The organism is Neglectibacter timonensis, from assembly GCF_900048895.1.
Lineage (GTDB): Bacteria > Bacillota > Clostridia > Oscillospirales > Acutalibacteraceae > Acutalibacter > Acutalibacter timonensis.
The window spans coordinates 946,583-966,559 of record NZ_LT160640.1; the positions used below are offsets into that span (position 1 = coordinate 946,583).

The 19,977-nt window shown below is 55.2% G+C and carries 30 protein-coding genes; 1 reads left to right on the forward strand and 29 read right to left on the reverse strand.

The window, feature by feature from the left end:
* Positions 1-10: 10 nt before the first annotated feature.
* From BN3911_RS13400 to BN3911_RS13490, 20 genes are all read right to left on the reverse strand, one after another.
* Entirely contained in the window at positions 11-3,739 is a 3,729-nt protein-coding gene (locus BN3911_RS13400; RefSeq protein ID WP_066866483.1) for a phage tail tape measure protein, read from the reverse strand.
* A gap of 1 nt (position 3,740) precedes the next feature.
* Entirely contained in the window at positions 3,741-3,878 is a 138-nt protein-coding gene (locus BN3911_RS17235; RefSeq protein WP_154669705.1) for a hypothetical protein, read from the reverse strand.
* Positions 3,879-3,888: 10 nt separating this feature from the next.
* The gene (locus BN3911_RS13405) at positions 3,889-4,197 is read right to left on the reverse strand and encodes a hypothetical protein (RefSeq protein ID WP_066866485.1); all 309 of its coding nucleotides are present in this window, start codon (positions 4,195-4,197) and stop codon (positions 3,889-3,891) included.
* A 67-nt stretch (positions 4,198-4,264) separates the two neighbouring features.
* Positions 4,265-4,660, reverse strand: a complete 396-nt coding sequence (locus tag BN3911_RS13410; RefSeq protein ID WP_066866487.1) for a phage structural protein — start codon at positions 4,658-4,660, stop codon at positions 4,265-4,267.
* Between the two features lie 18 nt (positions 4,661-4,678).
* Positions 4,679-5,788 (reverse strand): DUF3383 family protein, encoded by a 1,110-nt coding sequence (locus BN3911_RS13415; protein WP_066866489.1) that lies wholly within the window; start codon positions 5,786-5,788, stop codon positions 4,679-4,681.
* A 7-nt stretch (positions 5,789-5,795) separates the two neighbouring features.
* Positions 5,796-6,278: a phage neck terminator protein gene (locus BN3911_RS13420; protein ID WP_187127754.1), complete on the reverse strand. Its 483-nt coding sequence runs from the start codon at positions 6,276-6,278 to the stop codon at positions 5,796-5,798.
* Positions 6,214-6,633 (reverse strand): hypothetical protein, encoded by a 420-nt coding sequence (locus BN3911_RS13425; protein WP_147578613.1) that lies wholly within the window; start codon positions 6,631-6,633, stop codon positions 6,214-6,216. Before BN3911_RS13425 ends, BN3911_RS13420 begins: the two co-directional genes overlap by 65 nt.
* A complete protein-coding gene (locus BN3911_RS13430) occupies positions 6,630-7,127 on the reverse strand; it encodes a hypothetical protein (RefSeq protein WP_207644523.1) in 498 nt (165 codons plus the stop codon). Before BN3911_RS13430 ends, BN3911_RS13425 begins: the two co-directional genes overlap by 4 nt.
* A complete protein-coding gene (locus BN3911_RS13435; protein WP_066866494.1) occupies positions 7,118-7,462 on the reverse strand; it encodes a head-tail connector protein in 345 nt (114 codons plus the stop codon). Before BN3911_RS13435 ends, BN3911_RS13430 begins: the two co-directional genes overlap by 10 nt.
* Positions 7,459-7,668, reverse strand: a complete 210-nt coding sequence (locus BN3911_RS13440; protein WP_066866495.1) for a hypothetical protein — start codon at positions 7,666-7,668, stop codon at positions 7,459-7,461. The genes BN3911_RS13435 and BN3911_RS13440 overlap by 4 nt, the downstream gene beginning before the upstream one ends.
* A gap of 13 nt (positions 7,669-7,681) precedes the next feature.
* Entirely contained in the window at positions 7,682-8,719 is a 1,038-nt protein-coding gene (locus tag BN3911_RS13445; RefSeq protein WP_066866497.1) for a major capsid protein, read from the reverse strand.
* Between the two features lie 15 nt (positions 8,720-8,734).
* The gene (locus BN3911_RS13450; RefSeq protein ID WP_066866500.1) at positions 8,735-9,109 is read right to left on the reverse strand and encodes a hypothetical protein; all 375 of its coding nucleotides are present in this window, start codon (positions 9,107-9,109) and stop codon (positions 8,735-8,737) included.
* A gap of 13 nt (positions 9,110-9,122) precedes the next feature.
* A complete protein-coding gene (locus BN3911_RS13455; protein WP_066866502.1) occupies positions 9,123-9,683 on the reverse strand; it encodes a capsid assembly scaffolding protein Gp46 family protein in 561 nt (186 codons plus the stop codon).
* A 199-nt stretch (positions 9,684-9,882) separates the two neighbouring features.
* Entirely contained in the window at positions 9,883-10,119 is a 237-nt protein-coding gene (locus BN3911_RS13460) for a hypothetical protein (protein ID WP_066866504.1), read from the reverse strand.
* A gap of 79 nt (positions 10,120-10,198) precedes the next feature.
* Positions 10,199-10,462: a hypothetical protein gene (locus BN3911_RS13465; protein ID WP_066866506.1), complete on the reverse strand. Its 264-nt coding sequence runs from the start codon at positions 10,460-10,462 to the stop codon at positions 10,199-10,201.
* Positions 10,437-11,918, reverse strand: a complete 1,482-nt coding sequence (locus tag BN3911_RS13470; RefSeq protein WP_066866507.1) for a phage minor head protein — start codon at positions 11,916-11,918, stop codon at positions 10,437-10,439. Before BN3911_RS13470 ends, BN3911_RS13465 begins: the two co-directional genes overlap by 26 nt.
* Positions 11,872-13,323 (reverse strand): phage portal protein, encoded by a 1,452-nt coding sequence (locus BN3911_RS13475; protein ID WP_066866508.1) that lies wholly within the window; start codon positions 13,321-13,323, stop codon positions 11,872-11,874. Before BN3911_RS13475 ends, BN3911_RS13470 begins: the two co-directional genes overlap by 47 nt.
* An 18-nt stretch (positions 13,324-13,341) precedes the next feature.
* Positions 13,342-14,571, reverse strand: a complete 1,230-nt coding sequence (locus BN3911_RS13480) for a PBSX family phage terminase large subunit (protein WP_066866509.1) — start codon at positions 14,569-14,571, stop codon at positions 13,342-13,344.
* Complete coding sequence (locus BN3911_RS13485) at positions 14,522-15,442, reverse strand: terminase small subunit (protein ID WP_066866510.1); 921 nt, start codon at positions 15,440-15,442, stop codon at positions 14,522-14,524. Before BN3911_RS13485 ends, BN3911_RS13480 begins: the two co-directional genes overlap by 50 nt.
* Before the next feature lie 8 nt (positions 15,443-15,450).
* Complete coding sequence (locus BN3911_RS13490) at positions 15,451-15,669, reverse strand: hypothetical protein (RefSeq protein ID WP_066866511.1); 219 nt, start codon at positions 15,667-15,669, stop codon at positions 15,451-15,453.
* 130 nt (positions 15,670-15,799) lie between these two features.
* Between BN3911_RS13490 and BN3911_RS13495 the strand changes: the two genes are divergently transcribed.
* Positions 15,800-16,105: a hypothetical protein gene (locus BN3911_RS13495; protein WP_066866512.1), complete on the forward strand. Its 306-nt coding sequence runs from the start codon at positions 15,800-15,802 to the stop codon at positions 16,103-16,105.
* A 123-nt stretch (positions 16,106-16,228) separates the two neighbouring features.
* Here the strand turns inward: BN3911_RS13495 and BN3911_RS13500 are convergent, their stop codons facing one another.
* From BN3911_RS13500 to BN3911_RS13535, 9 genes are all read right to left on the reverse strand, one after another.
* Positions 16,229-16,606 carry an ARID/BRIGHT DNA-binding domain-containing protein gene (locus BN3911_RS13500; RefSeq protein WP_066866514.1) on the reverse strand — a complete coding sequence of 126 codons (378 nt, stop codon included), beginning with the start codon at positions 16,604-16,606 and terminating at the stop codon, positions 16,229-16,231.
* The gene (locus tag BN3911_RS13505) at positions 16,603-16,833 is read right to left on the reverse strand and encodes a hypothetical protein (RefSeq protein ID WP_066866516.1); all 231 of its coding nucleotides are present in this window, start codon (positions 16,831-16,833) and stop codon (positions 16,603-16,605) included. The genes BN3911_RS13500 and BN3911_RS13505 overlap by 4 nt, the downstream gene beginning before the upstream one ends.
* On the reverse strand, positions 16,830-17,273 hold the full coding sequence (locus BN3911_RS13510) for a DUF551 domain-containing protein (RefSeq protein ID WP_066866518.1): 444 nt from the start codon (positions 17,271-17,273) through the stop codon (positions 16,830-16,832). The genes BN3911_RS13505 and BN3911_RS13510 overlap by 4 nt, the downstream gene beginning before the upstream one ends.
* Entirely contained in the window at positions 17,266-17,817 is a 552-nt protein-coding gene (locus tag BN3911_RS13515) for a hypothetical protein (RefSeq protein ID WP_066866520.1), read from the reverse strand. The genes BN3911_RS13510 and BN3911_RS13515 overlap by 8 nt, the downstream gene beginning before the upstream one ends.
* Positions 17,818-18,210 carry a hypothetical protein gene (locus tag BN3911_RS17410; protein WP_066866524.1) on the reverse strand — a complete coding sequence of 131 codons (393 nt, stop codon included), beginning with the start codon at positions 18,208-18,210 and terminating at the stop codon, positions 17,818-17,820.
* A gap of 133 nt (positions 18,211-18,343) precedes the next feature.
* Complete coding sequence (locus BN3911_RS13525) at positions 18,344-19,105, reverse strand: DNA cytosine methyltransferase (RefSeq protein ID WP_066866526.1); 762 nt, start codon at positions 19,103-19,105, stop codon at positions 18,344-18,346.
* Complete coding sequence (locus BN3911_RS13530; protein WP_066866533.1) at positions 19,102-19,317, reverse strand: helix-turn-helix domain-containing protein; 216 nt, start codon at positions 19,315-19,317, stop codon at positions 19,102-19,104. Before BN3911_RS13530 ends, BN3911_RS13525 begins: the two co-directional genes overlap by 4 nt.
* A 34-nt stretch (positions 19,318-19,351) precedes the next feature.
* On the reverse strand, positions 19,352-19,474 hold the full coding sequence (locus BN3911_RS17710) for a hypothetical protein (RefSeq protein WP_278308688.1): 123 nt from the start codon (positions 19,472-19,474) through the stop codon (positions 19,352-19,354).
* Positions 19,471-19,800 (reverse strand): hypothetical protein, encoded by a 330-nt coding sequence (locus BN3911_RS13535; protein WP_066866535.1) that lies wholly within the window; start codon positions 19,798-19,800, stop codon positions 19,471-19,473. Before BN3911_RS13535 ends, BN3911_RS17710 begins: the two co-directional genes overlap by 4 nt.
* Between the last annotated feature and the right edge of the window lie 177 nt (positions 19,801-19,977).

Below are 19,977 nucleotides of genomic sequence, written 5' to 3' on the forward strand. Positions count from 1 at the left end.
TCACATGTGGCTATACCTCTAATACCGCCGGATTCCTTCGGCTCTCCCGGGCCGTGTAATCATCCAGCGCGCCCAGAACCCACGCCCGCACCTTTTTCTCCATTTCCCGGTCTGTCGCCGTACCGCTGCCGAAGTTGGCGATAAACTGCGGGGCGTACTGGCTGTTGTCCACATAGCTTCGGGAAGAGCCCGACACCGCGGAAGGCCGGTAACTGATCTCCGGCTTTGGAAGCGGGCGGCTCCGGTCCGGCAGATCTGTTACGCCCAGGGCGCGGGCTGTGGTGCGAAGCAGTCCCAGGGAGCGGGTTCGCCGGCCCGGGTCCCAGGAAATGACGGTTTCCGGATACTGATCCTCCGCCAGCCAGGAAAGCTGTTTTTGCCGGACAACGCCGCCCGCGGCATTTTCCCCAATTGCTCCTGCTTTAGCCCCGTTCGCCACACTCTCATAGACAGTTTCCGTCCTCACGACCTCCACATGCGCCGTGATAGGGTTTTCATTAAAGATGCCCTGCATGATGTCCAAAGCATTGTTTGCCACGGTCTGGCTGTTTGCTATTTCCCCCATTTTGGGGGCCGTCAGCGTGGACGCCGCAGATTTTGCATCCATGCTCTTTACAACATCCCCGATTTTCCCATTGGCTATATAGGCCAGCTGCCCGTCGTTATTGATCGCAAGCCCCATTTCGTCCAGCAGGCTTTGCGACAGCTCCACTCCCAGATTGTTGAGAGTCGCCGCAATCGCCGGTTTCTGCTCATCCGATACGGACTGCAGCTGGCTGAACAGCAGCATTGCCTGCACCCGCACAGCGGGCTCCTGCTCCATCAGGGACTGGACCAGCGAACCGGCGGCGTCTGTCCCCAGCTGGGAAAGCATGGTTTTAACCTGCGCCTCACCGGCTACCGCCGCCTCGTTAATCTGCAGGAATTGCCCGGCGGCGGAATTGTAAATCAGGCCATAATTCGAGGCCAAAGCATTCGCCAGTTCCATCGGGATCATTTCCCCTGTTTCCCGGACAGCCGCCGAAATGCTGCCCCGATAGGCCATGTTTCCCGCAATTTCAGAGGCCATCAGCCCCCACATATGCTCACCGGAAAGCTTTCCCGACGCCGCTTCCAGCCTGTAGCCCTCTTCCAGCCCCTTTGTGATGTTCTGCGGCGGGATCTGCCCGGCCCTGTAAAAGGTCTGGGCAATTTCCTCCAGCATAGACAGCTTCGGCCGCATGGATTCGATCATCTTATCAATGGCTCCGGAATCTCCCCAATCCATCGAGGCAAACGCCTCTGTGACCAAATCGGGAATTCCGCCGGCCAAAAGATTCTGCAGGTTCTCCGGATTTTGGAGCAGCTCCTGCATCCTGCCGTTCATGCCTTCGTCCAGAGCCTTGGAAAACTGATTGAGAGGCTCTTCGAAATTCGTCTGCAGCGTCCCCAAATCCACCCGCAGGCTGTCCAGCACATAGCTGCCCCGGTTTTTCGCATCGTCCGTCAGGATGCTCTGCAGCATCCTGTCGTATTCCGCGCCGCCGTCAGGGTATTCCAGCCACAGCTGCCCCAGCGTCATGGTGAGCGAGGTGTCCGCATGGTCCAGGTTTTCCTGAAGCGCCTCCGTTGTCAGGCGGGAAACCTCGGCAAAGCTTTCCGCGTCCAGCCCTTCCCGGGGCGCGTCCAGCTGAATTTTCGCCAGCCTGCCGTGGATCTCCACCTCGGCCAGCTTGTCCGTATAGGCCTGCAGTTCCTTCCTTTTCTCTTCTATGACCGCGAATTCCTCCGCGCTCAGAATATTGTCCGACAGCGCGTCGTTGGTAAGCTGGGCCAGCTCGTCGCCCAGGCGGGTCATCTCCGCGCCGGTTTCCTCCTGGAATTTCTTCGTAAACGACTTCAAGTTGTCCGAAGCCGCGCTTCCCGGCGTCAGGGTAGCGTCGATCGCCAAAGTGGCTGTAAACTGGCTTTGCTGGAGCAGGTGGAGGCTCTCCTCGATGAAGGTCTCCATATTTTCCCGGAAGCTTCCGGTTTCTTCTTCCGTCAGCTCCAGGCCGATTCCCACTTTCCAGCCTGTCTTTTCAATCTCCTGGATCGCGGTCTCCAGATCGGAATAGATTTGATCCAGCTCCGCTTTTGCTTCCACCACCGCCCCCAGCTTCATGGTCCATCCGTTGGTGGTAAGCCGTCTGGCCACGTCCTCGCATTCCTCCATCGACAGCCTGACATCCCCAAAATGTTCCTTCAGGCTGTCAGCCGCGGCCTTTTCGCGCATGGCCTTAAGAGCTATCCCGGTCACTGCCGCCGCAGCTCCAACCAGCTTCAATTGTACAGGGAGCTTTCCAAGAATTCCCAACACGCCCTTGCCGCTCCCCAGGGATTTCGCGATCCCGCCAATCCCCTTGGTTACGCCGCCGATCACCTTTAGGGCGGGGCCCGACGCAGCAAGAATACCGCCCAGGCCCAGGAGATCGCCCTGCTGTTTGTCGGACAGGCCGCTGAACTTCTCCGCCGCGTTCCCTATGAACTCTACCAGCTTGGTTACCAACGGCAGAAGCTTTTCGCCCGCGTCTATCCCCGCCAGCTTGAGCTTATTCAGTTCCTTCTGCATTCGGGCTGCGGGGTCGCTGTCCATTTTTTCAAATGCCGTTTGGGTGGATCCCGCACTGTTCTTCATCTGCTCCAGAATGGAGTTGTATTCCGCGCCCCCGTCTTTCATGATGGTCAGCGCGGCCTTTCCGGCCTCCTGGCTTCCAAACATATCGGAGAGCTTTTTCCCGCTCTCCTCGGCGTTTGTTTTCAGGAGGTCCAGAACTTCGGTCATGGACTTTCCCTCGTTCAGCAACTCGGTAAAACCAAGCCCGGTCATTTCCCGAAGCGCCTTGTCCGCCTTGGTGCCGCTGGCTCCCAGCTCATTGAGCATGGAGTTAAAATAAGTCGTGGATTCCGCCGTGGCAATACCGTTCTTGGTCAGGTCGGCCATTGCCGCGCAGGTGTCGTCAATCCCAACATTGAACGCCTTTGCCGTGGGGATCACCCGGCCCAGGTTGCTGGCCAGCTGGTCTACCGTGGTCTTGCCGACATTCTGCGTCGTGATCAATTTATCCGAAACGCTCACAGCCTGGTCCGCGCTCATCTCATAGGCGTTCAGGGCGGAGGTGACAACGTCCACGGCTTTTTCCGTGGAGGTAAAACCGCCTTTCGCCAGCTTTACCATATCTCCGGTGAAGGCAATGGCGTTTCCGCTGTCCACACCGGCCGATAGAGACTGATACAGGGCTTCGTTGAGGTCTGTGACCGCCACGCCCGTTTCCCTGGATGTCTTGGTAATACCGGATTTCAGCTTATCGTAGGAAAGCACTGTTTCGTCGGCAATCGTGGAAACCTTGGCATAGCTGGTTTCTGCATCCATGTAGAGCTTGGTGGCGGCAGTCGCCGCCGCTGTCAGCGGGACGGCAAGCTTCGCCGTCAATTTTGACCCCAGGCCATCCAGCTTCCCGCCGAAGTTCTGGAGGGAATCCCCCATCCCCCGCAGTTTTCCCGAGGAGGCGTCCGCTGCCGTCCCAATCCCCAGCACATGGGAGGCGGCGGTTTTGGCAGGGGAGGAAAGGCCGCGCAGCCCGTCTCCCGCCCGGTCCGTGGCGGAGACGACGGAGGTTTTCATCCGGTCGGCGCTTTTGCCGACCTTTTCCACAGGATCGTCCCGCACCTCGAAGGAAATCTCTACTACGTCCTGGCGTATTACATTCTTCCCCGCCACATTATCCCCTCTTCCTGGCTTCGTTCTGAATCTGGATATAATAATCCAGCGCCGCGTTGGCTTCGCCAACCTCCTCCGGCGTCATCTGGTTCCAAACCGTGTTGTAACTGAGGCCTCCGTCAAAAATCAGCCTCCACATGGGCCAGTTTTCACTTGCCCTGTTTTTCAGCGTCTGCGTCTCCGGATTCTCCGCGAAACTTGCCGTTCGCTACCCCCAGCCCCCAGGTAACGACCTCGTTGAGCGTCTTCATATCCGGAAAAACATCGTCGTCCGCCGTAAGATGGGGCGGGTCCACAATGACATTTTCAAAAATATAGGCAGCCAGCTTTTCGTTGCTGGTCACGCCCGTACCGTCCATATTAATGGAGTCCTGCATTTTCAAAGCGGCGGAAAGGCCGTTGAATTGGGCGGTAAACAAAGTCCCGTTGAATTTTCTTTTGACCTGATAGGGTTTCAAGTTTCATTCCTCCTAAATTAAAAAAAGGGCCGCACGCTTTGCAGCGCACGGCTTTCCCATACTTTTCCTACGCGGGCTCTACCACGTAATCAAACACCTTAAACTGGAGCTCCCGGTCCTCTGCCTTGGCGCCGTTCTTCACATCCGGCACCTTGAGAATGCGCGCCTTGGTGCCTCCGAACCTCTCTCCCAGGCTCTTATTGGTTGCCCATACCGGCACCACTCTGCGGTTGCGGGCCAACTCCAGCAGGAAATTGTACTGCGGGCAGGTAGCCTGCACCGTAGCCGTCACCGTGCCCAGATCGTTGTTCCTCTCGTTGATGATCACGTCGCCCTGGGCGCCCACAACGGCCTCAAAGTCGTCCTCATCCTTCGAGCCGCTCACCATGCTTTCTCCAAATCCGGTGATGATTACATCGTCCACCGTAAAGGTGCATTCCTTTGCGTTGTACTGTTTTGTCATCCTGTCTTCCCCCTTCCCTTAAACAATGATGCTGCCCTTGACCTTAGCTGTGTGAATAGCGCCCAGCAGGGAAAAGCTGAACCTTCCCAGCGTGTAGCGCCGGGCCTGCCTGTCAGCCGCGCTGGTCTCGCTGCGCCTGCCATAGTTTACGCTGTAGGCGGGTTTTCCGCTGTCATCGGTGTCGATAATCAGGTTCCCGTCGCCGTAGCATTCTTTCATGACGGTCACACAGACGTTTTCCAGCTGGGTGATCCCGCTGTCCGTATAGGCCACCTTGTCGTTCTGGTTGAATACCTTCTGGCTCCCGTACTGAATGCGGTAGATCACATAGTCCTTGCTGTCGATAATGTCGATGTACTCGCCGCCCAGGGTCTTGCCCTCCGTGGTCACATTGTCCCCGGCCTTGGTCACAAAACAAAGGCAGCCCGCGTCATGGGCCGTCTTGATCTGCGTATCGTCCAGGGCTTCCGGTTCCAGCTCCTTTAAAATTTGATTTTTGCAGGTGTAGGTGCCGGGGTCCTTCTGGGCGATAGCCCCTACCAGGGCCGCAGCGGCATAAGCGTTTGTCCCATGCTTAAAGCAGACCGTGCGGTCCCTGGGCGCGGTTTTACCCGCCTCCAATTCCACCGTTTTTCCCGGCGCTTCAGACAGGTCCTTCACCGTGGCAAAGTACATGCGGTCCGTCTTTTCCACCGCGTCGGAAATCTCCTTGATTGTGCTGTCCGCTTCAGTCCCCGCCGTGGGCACTACCAGCTGCCGCCAATCCTTCCCCAACAGGGAGAAAACCTTCACCGCACTTTTTTCCTTCGCGCCGCATACCGCAATCTTGAACCGCTCCGTACTCTGGGCATACATCAGCTTTGCCGCATCATGGACAGGCGTCCCCGCGGGGAACACCGCGGCCACCTCGTCCGCGTCCAGGCATTCGGTATAGGGGATCTCTTTCTCCTGACCGCCCACCAGGATCAGAGGGATCCCAAAACCGGACTTACCCACCGATTTGGAAAGGGAAAGCTCCACGTCCACATCATAGGAAGCGAGGTTCCCGGTATCGGTATCCGCGCCGCCCACAACAGTATCCCCCGCCGCCGTTTCCCCGGCCAGCAGGGCCCTTGTTTTTTCTGCCATATCTCTATCACTCCTTGTTAAATTCAATGGTTTCAATGGCCCCCGCCACATCGAACACAGTTTCCTTTGAAGTGTGCCGGAGCAGGAAGGTCACATCGAAGCCCTCCCGGTATTCGTATTGGATGGAAAGAAGATTGTCCCGGTTCCCGATATTTCCCAGGCCTTGTACGACGATCCCCCGCTCTGCCAAGTACAGGTTCCCGGACTCTGTGGAAAGCCACTCGTAAGCGTCCAAAGCTATCTGTGCAGCTTGAAAGGGATCTTCGGACTGAACCGTGAAGCTCCATATCTGCGCCAGGTCTTTGAACTCTCTGCCGTCACGGTCCCTGGCCCAGCCTTTCCCATCGGAAACCACCGGCGTTGTCACGGTAAAGGACACATAAGGATAAGAAGGGGATGGCCCCGTCTGGTTGGAGGCGATCACCTCACAGCCCAGAGCCCTTTTCATCCCCTCCGCGATATCCGTCTGTACTTTCTTCTGATTCTCCAAATTTGCTCACCCACTTCAAAACGTACACGCACACGTCCGCATATTCCGTCCAATCGGCATCCTGGACCGGCTCATACAGGTTTCCCCGGTATTGCACCTTTGCCCCCTCCAGCGCGTCCGGCAAAGGCGCCGGCACATAGAGCTGACAGTCCCTTTCCGTATAGGTCCCGCCGGAATCCTGGATACGCTTCTGGGACATGGGAACGACGGCCCCTGTTCTTGTTTCCGGCTCCGGCTTCTCCAAAGCCCGCCAGTAGCCGCCCACATATTCGCCTCCGGAAGACGGCCGCAAAAGCTCAAATTCACAGGAGTATTTCCGCAGCAGGCGGGTAAAATTGAAAAGTTTCGGCATCATTCCACCTCGTAGCTGATACTTTCGATCAACCCGCCCGTGTCCACCAGAGGATTGGAGCCGCCCTTGCGTTCCCGGGTCATGGAAGCGTTTGGCGGATTGGACAGATCGCGTGCATACTTTTTGATCTTACCGGCAAGCTCCAGGCCAACCCCCTGCAAAAACTTGTCCATTGAAATCCCTCCCGCCAGGGCAGCGCTTAAATTGCCGTCGTACTTCTCCAATACATCCTCTGCATATTCGTCGAATCCGGCCCGAAGAAAGGAACGTTCGGGAATCACGATTTCCGTGGTGCCTTTTTTCAGGGGGAATCCATTCCTGGCAAACCAGGCCCGCATTTTCGGCGTCACCTTAATCCGGCAGCCGTATTCATGGATTCCGGCGAGCCAAGCGTTTTCCCCGGTACTCCCCACAGTCACCTTCCGCCCCTGCAAATCCTTTACCGCAGCCTGCATGTCTGGAAATTTGTTCTTTGCCGTGGTCCACTTTACCGCCAATCGCTCCACCGCCTCTTTGCCGGGATTACCCTGCCCTCCGGTTTCAGCCACGGGCTCAACAGGGCTTTGGCATAGGAACGCAGGAGCAAGCCTTTGTTGGCGCTGTCCATCGTTTGGGACATTCCTCCCAGGCTTTCAGACGTGACCCCGGCCGTGGAGGCCATCAGGTCGATATACTTCAGAACGAACAGCTTCACGGCGTTGGGCAGCTCCTTTTCCTTGGAAAGCGTGGTATGCTCCCAAACCCATTCCAAAGCCGCGTCCGCCATCAATCCCGTTTCCGGGCTGTCGTCCGGCAGCGGAATCTCCAGCCGCGCCCAATCCTCGGCGTTCATTCCGCCAGCACGCCGGAGGCGCGCAGCGAGGCAAGCAGAGCATTGAGCGTCGCGGCAAGAGCCGCGGCGTCCGCATCCTGCGCCACGTCCGCAACCGCCGCGCCGGGAGCCGTATATGCCTCAGCGATCCCCTGCTCCATATGGTTCAGGTGTTCCGCGTCCAGGGGCGTTTCATGGTCTGCCCAGGTCTGTTTGGTATAAGGCATTTGTCACCCCTCCTTATGCGATGGTGATAGTCGCGGTCACAAGCCCGTTGGGATTCGGGATGACCGGGATAAACACGCCGCTGGCCTTGGTCCAAACCGCCACCGGGTCCGGCGTCGCCCAACGGGTCAGGGTGATAAACTGCTTTGCCGACTTCTCCGTATAGGGACCGGCTTCCTCTTCCTCGGGCGTTACGCCCCACAGGCCCGCGCCCAGGGCGCCGCTGTTTCCAGGCTCAAACAGGCTCATGGCGTTCTCTGCAAAGAAACGGCTGGTCTTTTTCTTGCCCGTTTTCTGAGAATCCTCGTAGGTCACATAGCGCTGGTCATCCACCGTAAGCGTCAAGCCGCCGAACATATCGGAAAGCAAAGCATTGAGCTGCGCAGCGGATGTGAACACGCCCACCCCTGTGGAGCCGTGAATGGCTTTCTGGATGGCTTCGTTCTTCTGCATCAGGCGCAAAATCTTGGTGGAGGTCACGCCCTTGGTCAGCGCATGGCCGTTTTCCGCTCCAATATCCACCCACTTCTGAATATCTCCCAGAATGTCCGCCGTGGGTTCTTTCCAGTTTGCCGTCACCTTATTCCCGGCGGGTACGCCGTAATCCATCTGGATCTTCACGCCGTTTTCCGCAATGGTCACCTTGCCGGTCTGCAGGGCTTCCATCTTCATGGCTTCGGTGCGGGTCTTCACCGCTTCGGCCATATTCCCCATATCGTCCCACAGGGTATTGATCAGCGCGGTATCCTTCACCCCGTGATTCAACAGCAGACGGGCCTTTTCGGAGAGATTGATCTTCTCTTTGATCAGAAGCTTTTCCACCGTTACGCGGGTCAGGTCTTTTCTTGTGCCGATACGGGCCTCGGTATCAAAACCGTGGACCTCCGCCGCATAGGGTAAATTTGGTTCGTCCGCCAGCCGCATATATTCGGCCTCCAGGTGTTCGGTCTTCCGGTCCGGGAACAGGGCGTCCCCCATAAAGCTGCGCTGGATGGGATAATTCTGCGAGAACTCCAGCAAGTCCTTGTCAGAAATCAGTTCCAAAAGATTCATCTGTTATTTCCTCCTTTACTTCGTGGGTGTCTCGGGAACCGCAGGAACCCAATCGTCAAAATACAGTCCCTTCGCCAGAAGCGCCTCCTGGGCCTCCGCCGTAGGCTCGGCGGGAAGCTGCTTGCCCAGCAGATGGCCCGAGGTCACAATCGCGCCCACACGGTCCCCGTTGGTCACGTTGGCGTCCTCGAACAGCACCCCTTGCGCCGTGGCGTCATTGGCCGGGATGACAGTTCCCGCAGGAACGATCTTAAACTTCCCGTCCTGTTTCCCCAGGGAGGCGGGCACCTGTACGGTCTTTTTGATCAGCCCCACCTCACTCCCGATAAAATTGGGCCTTGCGGCGGTGCTTTCCGTATGGAAGTAACCGCCGGTCGCATACTCTGCCATGTTGTTGTCCTCCTTACAGTTTGATTTTTTCCGCATACCGCTTTGCGGCGCGAATCCCTATGCCGGATTCCTCCAGCTCTGCCTCCGTCCCCTTGCCGGGGATTCTTCCCGCGGACTTAAAAGTGGCTTCCACCTTTGCGTCCACATATTTCTGCACCAACGCGCCAAACGCTTTCACCCGTGCGTCGATCTGTGCCTCGTCGTCGCCCAGCACGAAATCCACCAGCTCCAAGGCGTTATCTCCGCCGTCGTCCAGTCCGGCTTTTTTGATGGCCTTGACTGCGTACATGCGGCTCCGCTCGTTCTGCAGCTCCGCCTCCCGCTGGGCCAGCTCCCTTTCCCTCTCGGTAAGGTCGGCCTGCTTTTTTTCGTCCTCGGTCATATGGGCCTTTTTCACGCTGTCCAACTCCCGGCGCACCTTTTTCAGCTCGGCTTCGGCCTCCTTCTTGGCTTCCGCCACCGCCTTGGAAATGCGCTCCGACACGTCTTCCTGCGTATCAGGTTCCGCGCTCAACGGCTCTGCGTTCCTCCCCGCGGCCTCTCCCGGCTGCATGGTTTCTGTCTCTTCCGCCATCTCTTTTCCTCCTTTGGATCGTAAACCCGCGCCCTTCCGGCGCCCTGTTTCTGTCTTTGGGTATGAAAAAACCACCCCGGCAAACGCCGGGGCGGTCTGTTCCTTATTTTCTGCGCTGATCGTGCCGGCCGGGCCGCAGCCCCGCCAACCATCAGTATTTTAGTATCCTACAGCTCGACCTTTTTTGTATTGGAAGCCATTACGAATAAACCAGTCCTTCCGGCGGCGTATGACCCGTCCGAAATCCTGGAAGAACCTCAATGCGGGAAATATGGCAGGCGTGTTTACAGTCTTCACACCAGATATCTCCGTAGCCAAGACGCTTCTCGGGCACCACCACGGAAAAGGAGCAATCCGTATGGCTGCCGCCGCAATGCGGGCATTTCCCCGGCGGGCCGCCGTGGGTAATCGCCTCCAAATTTTTCAGCCAGATCATCCTTTCACCTTCTTTTGGATTTCATTCCGCTTCTAGAGTAAACCATTGAAACCCTGCTGAATGAATCGTACTATATCCCCTAATGCGGCAGCTTTAAGCGGGCCTCGAAGTCATAGTCATCACCGTTTTTCACGGCTTCTTCAGCCTGCCGCAGGGTTTCCCGAATGGTCTCCCAGGAATAATTCAATGCCTTTGCCCGCTCCACATAGCTTTGAGACCGTCTCGCCATTTCTTCCTCACAAAGCCTTTGCCAGGTGGCCTCCATGCGGTCCCTGTCCATATCCCCGTCGAACATCAGCTCATCATATTCATACGGTTTAGCCTTTTTTGTATTGGAATCCATACCTTTTGGCCCCCTCTAGCAGTTTCTCCATAAAATCCACATAGGCTTCCGGATCCCTATCATACCCCGGATGCAGGCCCTGCAATGCTTTCCTGAATTTATTGAAACCATTCACATTGCTGTCTCCCACCTTTTCAAACAGGTACACCGAACCATCATTGCCCACAGCCGTCATCATACGCAGCTTATCATTTGCCAGAAAAGCTGTGACGTCCCCCATCGAGAATGTCTCCCCGCTGGGATGGTTATGAATCACGATGTAATTCTGATTGAAACGAGGCACCTTTACTTTACCCAACATACCAATGCGGCTGTCCAACAGGCCCATCTCCGAATCATAGGCGCGAAACGCCTCCGTGCCCACGGGCTGATCCATGACGACGCGGAGCAAGCTCTGGTGGGATTCCTGCAACTTACGATTATTCTCCGGGGACAAAAAGCGGCTCTCCACCAGTGCTACCCGGTTGATGCTCTCTCCCGTCACAGGCAGATATTCTATGTTCACTGTATTCAGTATATCCCCATTTTCCGGGGATTGCAACGGTTTCATCCCGTATTCCAGAAAACATCTGCAGTTGATATCCTGCCCCGCCACTCCGGATTGACCGGGGGCTTTCGCTTTTACGCCGCCGCCCAGATCGAACTCCTGATCCACAGGTACGGAAACGCCCTCCATCTTTTGATGGTCCGCCGGACCGCGCCGCACCGTCTTCCAGCCGCTCTTAGTCCTATAGCGGGCATTGGGCCGCACCCGTTCGTCTTTCATGGTGCGCCAGGTTTTCACCATCTGCAGCCCAGCCGCTCTGGCAGCACTGTCTACTTCCAGGGCCGAGTCATGGAAGCCCGCTTCACGGACCCGGTGCGTTTCCGTCCGCACGATACGCACGGCCTTTTTGTAGTTTCCCTCCACCTCCCCCGCCACCCGGCGGGCCATCGTGGAATAGCGGTCTCCCTGGGTCAGTCCCGTGCCCAGCTGCTGCTTGATGTTGTAGATCACCTCCTGGCGGTGCTTTTCCAACCGGTCATTCAGGGTCAGGCCGGAAACAGGGTTGATCACGGCCCGCTTCACCACCTCCGGCGTGACGCCGCGCACTCCCCGCAGGGCATCCCGCAAGGCAGCGGAATCGGCGCTTTTCCCCACAGCCTCCTGAAAATCCCTCCAACACCGGGCATAGGTCTGCTCGATAATGTCCCGGACTTCCCGCTTCACCTCGGGCTCGTGGGCGTTTACGATCTTTTGGGTTTCCTCCAGAAACCGGGCGAACTCCCCTTTTTGCTGAAGTATGGAGAAATCCAGCCTGTCATCCACGGCAAACCGCTCGTACTCCCCCGCCACAAAGGCCCGGAGATCCTTCAACAGGTTTTGGTATACCCGCCGGATTTCGCCCTCCGCCTCTTTCGTCCGGTGTTCACTGATCCGCCTGGCCTGTGTCAGCAGCCTTTGAAGTTCCGGCATTCACAGTCACCTGCCCTTCCTCCAGCGGTGGGATATCCTCCTTCTCGTTTTCGATCTCCTGCAGCACCTCGTCCACGTCGTCAATGCCGGAGAAAGCCAGTCCATAAACCACACGCTTTGGAAGTCCCGCGGCGATCATCGTCTGCGCCGCCTGCGCCTCGCTTACCAGATCCAGCGGGAAGTTCCGGCTGAACTTCATGTCCACCTCCAGGGGATCAAATCGAATTCCTTTTTTGCCCCAGGCTTTCGCAAGGGCACGGAATAGGTAAATGCCCGCTTTCTGCATTTTGGACTGAAACATGCCGCATTTGCTTTCCAACCCCGTGAGCCGGAATTTCAGCGCCACGCCGGAAGCCGTCCCGAAGGATTCATCGTTGAGATTCGGGGTCTTTGAAAACCGGTAAATATTGTCCTCCAGACGGTCCAGGTGCTGTTGGGTCTGCGTGCCGCTGGTGTCCTTCGTGATAAAGCCCACATGCCCATCCACGCCTGGATCTGTGGAATACTGGATAGACCCGCTTGACTGCGCCTTGTCGATGTCTCCATCTTCCATCTGGACATTCTTATATTCCATGTAGGCGTTGGCAAAGGATTCGATCTCGTTGCTCTCGTCGGAAAATACCCGGTCGTAATCGTCGATCTCGCCCAACACTTTTTCCGCATCCCCCAGCATTTCCAGGTTGTTCGGGACTCCCTGCAGCGGGCATAGCTCATACAGGTTTTCCTTTGTCTCGCCGGTGTCCTTCAGCGCGCCGTAATCTCCCCGGTAAAACCGGATGGTTTCCCCATCGTAAAATTCCGCCGTCCAGTATTCGACGTTATCCAGGTCCTTGTGCTGGCAGTAACGCACCGCAAAATCCGGCTCCGTGATATCTCCCATCTCGGAAAGCAGGATCGTCTCCCAGGGCGGTGTGGGCATCGCCCGTTCCCGCCCTTCGGGATCGTGGTATAAGAGCCTGCCGGAATAGCCGCAGACCGTGGCGAACTTGGTGACCTCCATATCCACATCCGGGAAGCTGTTCAGGTACACGAAGTCTGCCAGAACCTTATTCGCCCTGCCCACTGCCTCCTCGCCGCCCGTGTCCGCCTTGCTGTCCTCCGACCTGTTGTAGCTATAGGAAATAGGCTTGCCCGCAAAGTATCCGATCTTAAAGTCGCAGATCTCGCCAAAGAAGTCATTGTTCACCCGGTTGTTGATGGTGTCCTCTTCGAACCGCGGCTTTCGCTGGAAAATCGGCACCGCTTCCTGCAGCACCTCGTATCGTTCATACAGCTTTTTCATGCAGTTCCGGCAATGCTTGTGCTTGTCTATCATACTGTTGAGCAGCTCTTCCGAAATGCCGTCCTGCTTGATCTTGGCCGCTTCCGCCCCGTAATCCGGGTATAGTTCCTCTCTTTTCCGCACCGTATCCCCCCTTCCGCGTCACAATCTACGGGCGGCACGAGCTATGCCGTGACCGCTCAAGACCGTATTGACAAAGTAACGTATTTCATCCATCGCATGGTCGTTCTCCTTGATTGGCTTGTCCTCGTTCTTCTTGTCATCCCAGCGGTAGGAAGAAAACTCCGACACCGCGCCGGAGCAGCAGTCGCACACCGCCACCTTTCCCTCCTGAAACGCGCCGGCGGTCTTCCTGATTCCATCCAGCACATCGTTCCTGGCATGGCGAACGAAAAAGCGTCCGTGCTTTCTGATACAGGCAATAAAAGAAGCCGCGCTGGGGTCCACAACCACCATTTCAATTTTCCGGTCCCCAGCCAGCTTTTCAAGCTCCTGATAATATTCCTCGTCGGTCAACTGCCGGCGCAGCTCCCGCCCATTATGGTAAAACTCTTTGAAGCGGTACCATACCCCATCACACAGGCCCCATAGGCCCATGCTGCAGGGATTCAGCGTGCCGTAATCGATAGAGATCGCATACTTGACATAGTTCCTCGGTACGCTCGGCACAATCCCCAGGCCAGCGGCCACCTCGGGGTAAATCAGTCCCTCCGCCACCGTCCATTTCCCAAGGATATACCTGTCCCGGAACACACCCGAATACATGTTTTCGTACCGCTCCTTGACCTCTTGGGGCAGCGACGGGTTATCGTCCAGCAGGAAATGCAGATGCAGCCGGTTTTTCTTGTGCTCCCGGTCTATGACCCATTCCTCATTGAACCAGTGCCGGGGATTCTCCGGGTTGCAGTTAAACCAGAACCGGGAGCCCTGTACAGAACACCGGGCCAGCGCCTGCTCCACAAAGGACCGGGGCATCAAGGCCACCTCATCCAGCAGCACCCCGGCCAGCGTCACGCCTTGGATCAGCATATAGGAGCTTTCGTCCTTTCCGCCGAATACAAAGAAACGATTTGTCCGGCTGCCCCTTGTTACCGTGAGACAGTGCGTGGAAATGGAGTAATTCAGCCGAAACCCGTTTTTGGGGAAGTATGTCACCCCCATGAGCGGCTGGATCACGTTGCGGACCGCGCTTTGCACGCTTTTGCCGCAGATCGCAAAGTTCTGCTGGTCAAAGTTCGACATGGCCCAAAGCAGAAAGGAGAGGGACATGACGCTGGTCTTCCCAGAGCGGATCGCACCGTCGCACACCAGGGCGGTATATTTAGTCTTCGGGAACAGCAATATCTCCAGCTGCTTTTTCGAGAAGGCCATCGTCTATCACCTCTTTTATAGACCGGCTCAAAGGATCGTCGGCCAGCTCTGGACCAGCCTCTCCAAACCTGACCTTTTCTTCCAGCTCCAAGCGTTTCTGGTCGTATTCCACCTTGTGCTGGTCCATTGGGTTCGCCATAAAGTAGGTGGAAAGCCATTGCAGAGCCTTATCCCTGTTAGCCAGCTTCACGCTGGCCCCGTCCCGGCCCACCTTGACCTCCTCCAAAACCGAGCCGTCCACCTGTGAGGACTCCTTGAATCGAACGGCGTTTACTTCTTTCATCAGCGGCACTTTCTCCCCGGTCTCCGGGTCTGTAACCTGCACCGGGCCGAACGCCGCCATCACCGGGACCTCTTCCCGGCCCCACTCTATGTAATCAGACAGGTCCGCAAATGCGATCCGCATCTGCTTTTCCACCAGATCGTCCACATCGGCAAAGAGAGACTGTCGCTTGATTTCCTTTAACCGCTGGATTTCTACCCGAATCCGAGGATTTGTCAGGGTTGCGGGACCTTCCGTCAAGGCCGTGGAATAGGCGCAGCCATATGCCTTTAGGTAAGACTGTGTGGCGTTGAAGCTCTTCACATAGTAAAGACAAAAAAGCTTCTGTTTCTCGGTCAACTCCTCGTTGGCCTCAACAGAAGCGATCATTTTTTTCTCTGCCGCTCGTTTTGCTTTCCGAGCGTTCGCTTTCTCTTTCCGAACGTTCGCCTCCCGCTTACTTCCCTCTCCATCCCACTTATAGGTACTTTTCCAGCGACGCACGGTGCCAGCGGGTATTTCCAGCTTACGGGCAATGTCGGCCAGCTTTTCGCCATCACGGTAAAGCTGCTCGGCTTCTACCGCTTTTTCATTCTGCTTTCCTGCCACCGGTTTCCTCACCCGCTCTCCAGCAGCTCGGCATACTGCGCTTTGAGCCTGTCCAGATAAGCCTCCTGCCTCTCGGTACGGCTTTCCAGCGCCGCCAGCTGCTTAATCTGGCCGGCAAGAATACGCCTTGTATGGATCCGGTAAGGGCATTTCACACGGCCGCACGTATGCTCGCCGGTGCGTCGGAACGCGTCATATTCACATGCAGTAGGATAAGGGCAAAGCATCGCGTCACTTCCTTTGTCACTATAAGTCACAATATATCACAATTTGTTTCTCCAGAATATTCCAGGGATACAATAGCAATTGTCGATTTTACGCTAAATTTGACAACTATTGTATTGGAGGTTTTTTCTTATGAACAAAATGATTAAAACTCTCAAACCGCTCGTACAAGGAGGCTATCACACGGATATCCGATATCTTGTGCGCGCCATGCAGATCATCCTGGACGCCGGGAAATTTCCCAAGAATCTCTGCGATCTGGTGGCTGCTCAAGAAGAAACCACCCGTCTTGCCGTCCGAAAAGGATTTTCCCGGATCGCCAAGATAATCTGGAAAAACAGTGCCGGAATCCTTCACGAGGAAGGTGAGAAATGCCCCCTGCCTTTCGACGTACTGCACGATCTGGCCTTCCTTTTATCCGACGGGGAAATCCTGTGAGCATGAGAAAAGCGTCCTGCCGAAGCAAGACGCCATATGTATCTTCCGTAAGCCTGTAATCTATACTGGCTCTATTATTATTATAGACGGACACGGCGGACATGGCGGACACGGCGGACAAAATTATTTGCAGTCAGTAAAGATTCTGTCATAGGTTTTTCTCAAGCTTTCTGCTGCGCTGGGAGGATATCCAAGTTTCCTTGCAATTTTAGGCCAGGGAGGAAGTTTTCCGTGTTCAATAACTGCTTTGGCAATCCTCCGTTGCCTGCTTTCAGGTAATAGCGCTATAAAGGATTCAATCTCAAGTTTTTGCCTCAAAAGGATCTCTCGCTGTTGGGCCATATCAGGAGGGATTCCCTTGATAGAAACCGCGTGCTGGGTATAAGGGTAGTCCTCACTGGAACCGGAAACCGTATCTGTCACCGGCTCACGCATCCGTTGCTCCAGTTCCTTAATCTCCGCGCAGATATCCGGATACTGCTCTAAAAGCTCTTTCGTCAAGTTCTTTCCTCCCATTCGTCGCAAAATCCATCCGGCTCCTTGGTAGTCAAATAATTCTGGCAGATAGGCTTGTCTATGTCGCATTGGTACCAATCGCAGGAGCCGCAGCACTTGATCCCATACCTCTCCGCCAGCTCAAACCAGCTGCACACCTCCCGCCTGACCTCTTCCGGAGCGCTCCTGTGGTCGCACCTGTCCCGCATAGGGCAGCAGCTGCAGGGGCTCATGGAGCGAACTCCTTCGGCGGTTCTGGAAGTTCCATCCAATGGGTGATATCAGTGATTTTGTACTTTGCAATTTCGTCAAAATCATAGCAGTTAAATGCCTGATGCCTTGATGAAAAATGCAACACATATTGATTTACGGAATTTTGAAGCGCCAAATAATCCCCGCTTTCCTCTGGAAGCCTGTCCTTGACGCTGATCCAGTCACTCGTCGCATAGTGACCCTCCAATCTCTTTTTCAACTCTGTCCAAGCCTCATCTGTGAGAGGACGGCCACAAAATGGACAAAAGCTGATTGTTTCACCTTCCCATCCGTAATGCCGATCAAAGTAGTAAATAGCATCTTCATGCACTCTAAATTCGTGTGGCATTCCATCTTCCCATTCTAAACATCCATCCTGAATACAACGCTCACAGCTGGGCCATTTTGTATTTTCAATCACGGTCTATCTCCTTTGATTCGGCCTTGCGCTTAGCATAAAACTCCGTACGCTTAGCGTTGTACTTTTCTTTTGCCAATGCTACTTCTTCCTCAAGGCGCTTAACCTCGGCAGATATTTCCGGTTTGACTTGTTTTCTTTCTTTATAACGAAACATTTCATTTGTGAAATTGATTGCCTCGGCAAAGTCGGAAGCCAAACGCTCCACGGCCTTTTGAGCTTGCAAGGCTTTTTCCGCCTGTTTTAACTCTCTAATCTCTCCCCGACAATACCAGCGCATTTCCCGTCTGGTCTCTACGGCTTTTTCTGCACGTTCTTTCTTTTTCCGTTCTTCCCGTATTTTTCTGTCTTCGCGTTCCTCCCACTTCTGTTGTTGGATTAAGAACCTTTCCACCCATATGTCAAGATCGGTGTCGTCGGCGAAACTGCAACACGGAGGTTCTATTGGTTCATTGCCATAACATTTCCAGCCTCCCGGGCAGATTTCATTTTCAAGTAAAGGGCATCCGTCGCAACTTTCTTTCTCAGCAAAATCTTTCCAGAGCATTTATTCCGCCTCCTTTGGCTTGCGGCGGTAGGCAAGTCCAAGCGCATCCAAAACTCGTCTTGTTGTTACCCTATCGTATTCTTTTACTTCCTCGGATAACTCCGAATATGGAATCATATCAGGATGATCGGTTACTCCCTGACGTTTCTTCTCTTCCCACCAGCCATTATGTACTGCTTCACAGATTTCCTCGAACCGTTCTTCTGAAAGCGGCTCGTTCTTCTCCTTTTCTATCTGTGCTTGGTTGGATGACTCGGGGATAGAGAGCTCCTTGATTCCCATGCCGACTGCTTCTAAAAAGTTGTCAATCTTGTCACCGTCCACACACAGTTGACCGCCTAGTGAACGGAACCAATCATTCTTTAGATGATTAATCGCTTCCTGTCTAGTCATTTTGAACTCTCCTTTAATTAATTATGTTTCCTCTATAGATATTGATGGCATAGTCGCCGTACTCTCCGGCACGGCCTTTCGGTTTATAGATAGGTTTCATTTTTCACGCTTCCTTTCCAATCCCGCCGGGTGATCAGCTCCGGGGCGTCGTCATGATGTTGTAGATTGCCTGAAAGATAGGGTAGAACTGCTGGGGCACTACGGCGTTGCCTAAGCATTTAAGTCTGTCCACCCTATGGGGAATCCCATCAGCCACTCCATAAGGGCGGGATTCGAGCGTCCACCATTCCCCTGCGTCAAATTTCGGCGCTCCTCCTCTGTGATTATTCCTGCATCCCGCAGCGCCTCCATCTGCCGGAAATTCCCCGTTCCTCCGCATAACGGCGCTCCTGTCGTTGGACGCGGCCACAACAGCGATCCTTTCCCCTGCAAAGAGCGCCCCGACTTCACTAGCCTTGAAAGTGTATGCCCTCGCGGCGTAACCCGCCTGTTCGAGATTCTCAAGTATTTCGTCAAGTACAATTCGAACCAGTCCGGAAACATTCTCGCCAACGACCCAAGCAGGCCGGAGCTCCGAAACAACGCGGAGCATTTCAGGCCAGAGGTAACGGTCATCCTCCTTGCCTCTTCGCTTTCCGGCAACAGAAAAGGGCTGGCAGGGGAATCCCCCGGAAATAACGTCAACTGTCCGTATACCTGTCCGCTCATAAAAACTCTCCTTTGTCAGCGTCCTGATGTCCCGCCAGCGGGGAACCTCCGGCCAGTGCTTTTCCAGCACCTTTGTGGGGTAATCCGCCCATTCGCATTGGCCCACGGTCTTGAACCCGGCCATTTCCGCCGCCAGGTCCAGCCCTCCGATTCCGGAAAACAGGCTCAAATGGGTCAGTTCTCTCATGATTCCCTCAACCCCAACAAAACGTCCGCCGAAACCCCCAGCGCCCTGCAAAGCAGCCCCAGCCTGGCCGCAGTGGGCATGACACCCCGGGCGTATTCCTGTATCGTGGTATAGGGAATCTCTGTCCTCCGGGATAATTCCGCCAAGCTCATGGCGCTGCTGTTGATGGCCTCCGCCAGCCGGCTCTTTACTTCTTGCTCATATTCCATCATAGCCGGTCCTCCCGCCGCACGTTTTCCCGCCGGCTCATACTCTCCACTTCCTCGCTAATTCTATCATCGCTCTTTCATAGGCCAGCGGGGAAATCCCCAATTCTATCAGCTTCTGTTTCTCCGCCTCGTATCTCTTCAAACGTTCTTCATAGCTCACGGTCTTTTCCTCCCATCAAATAGTTGAACCAGTTCCCGGCAGTGAGGGCATCCGCTCTTTTCCGCCGCGGTGAGTCTGTGGCTCATGGTATTTCGTATTCGGATGTTTTCCTGATATATTTCGTGAAACCGTTGTTCTTGCCGGAAATCATCCACCAGCAGTTTTTTCTCGCGCCTTGCCTGTTCCCGGCCGATGATCCTGTTTCTGAATTCCCAATGCAGAATCCGCAGGGAGAGGAACAAGAGCTGTTCCGGCTGGCTGTATCCCTCCGGCAGCCCGCAGCCCGTCATGGCCAGGCGTTCTATTTCTTCTATCCTGTGTCTCATCTTTCCTCCTGTGCGGAACCTGCGGAACGCCGCGGTACAGCTGTTCCGCGCAAAATATTCAGCGTTTCTGCGGGTTTGAGGCCTCCCGCGGAACTGCGGAACAGATTTACACGATTTCTCCTATAGGGAAAACTTTTTATTTTATGGGGAAATTTAAAAATATTTTATCTCTATAAG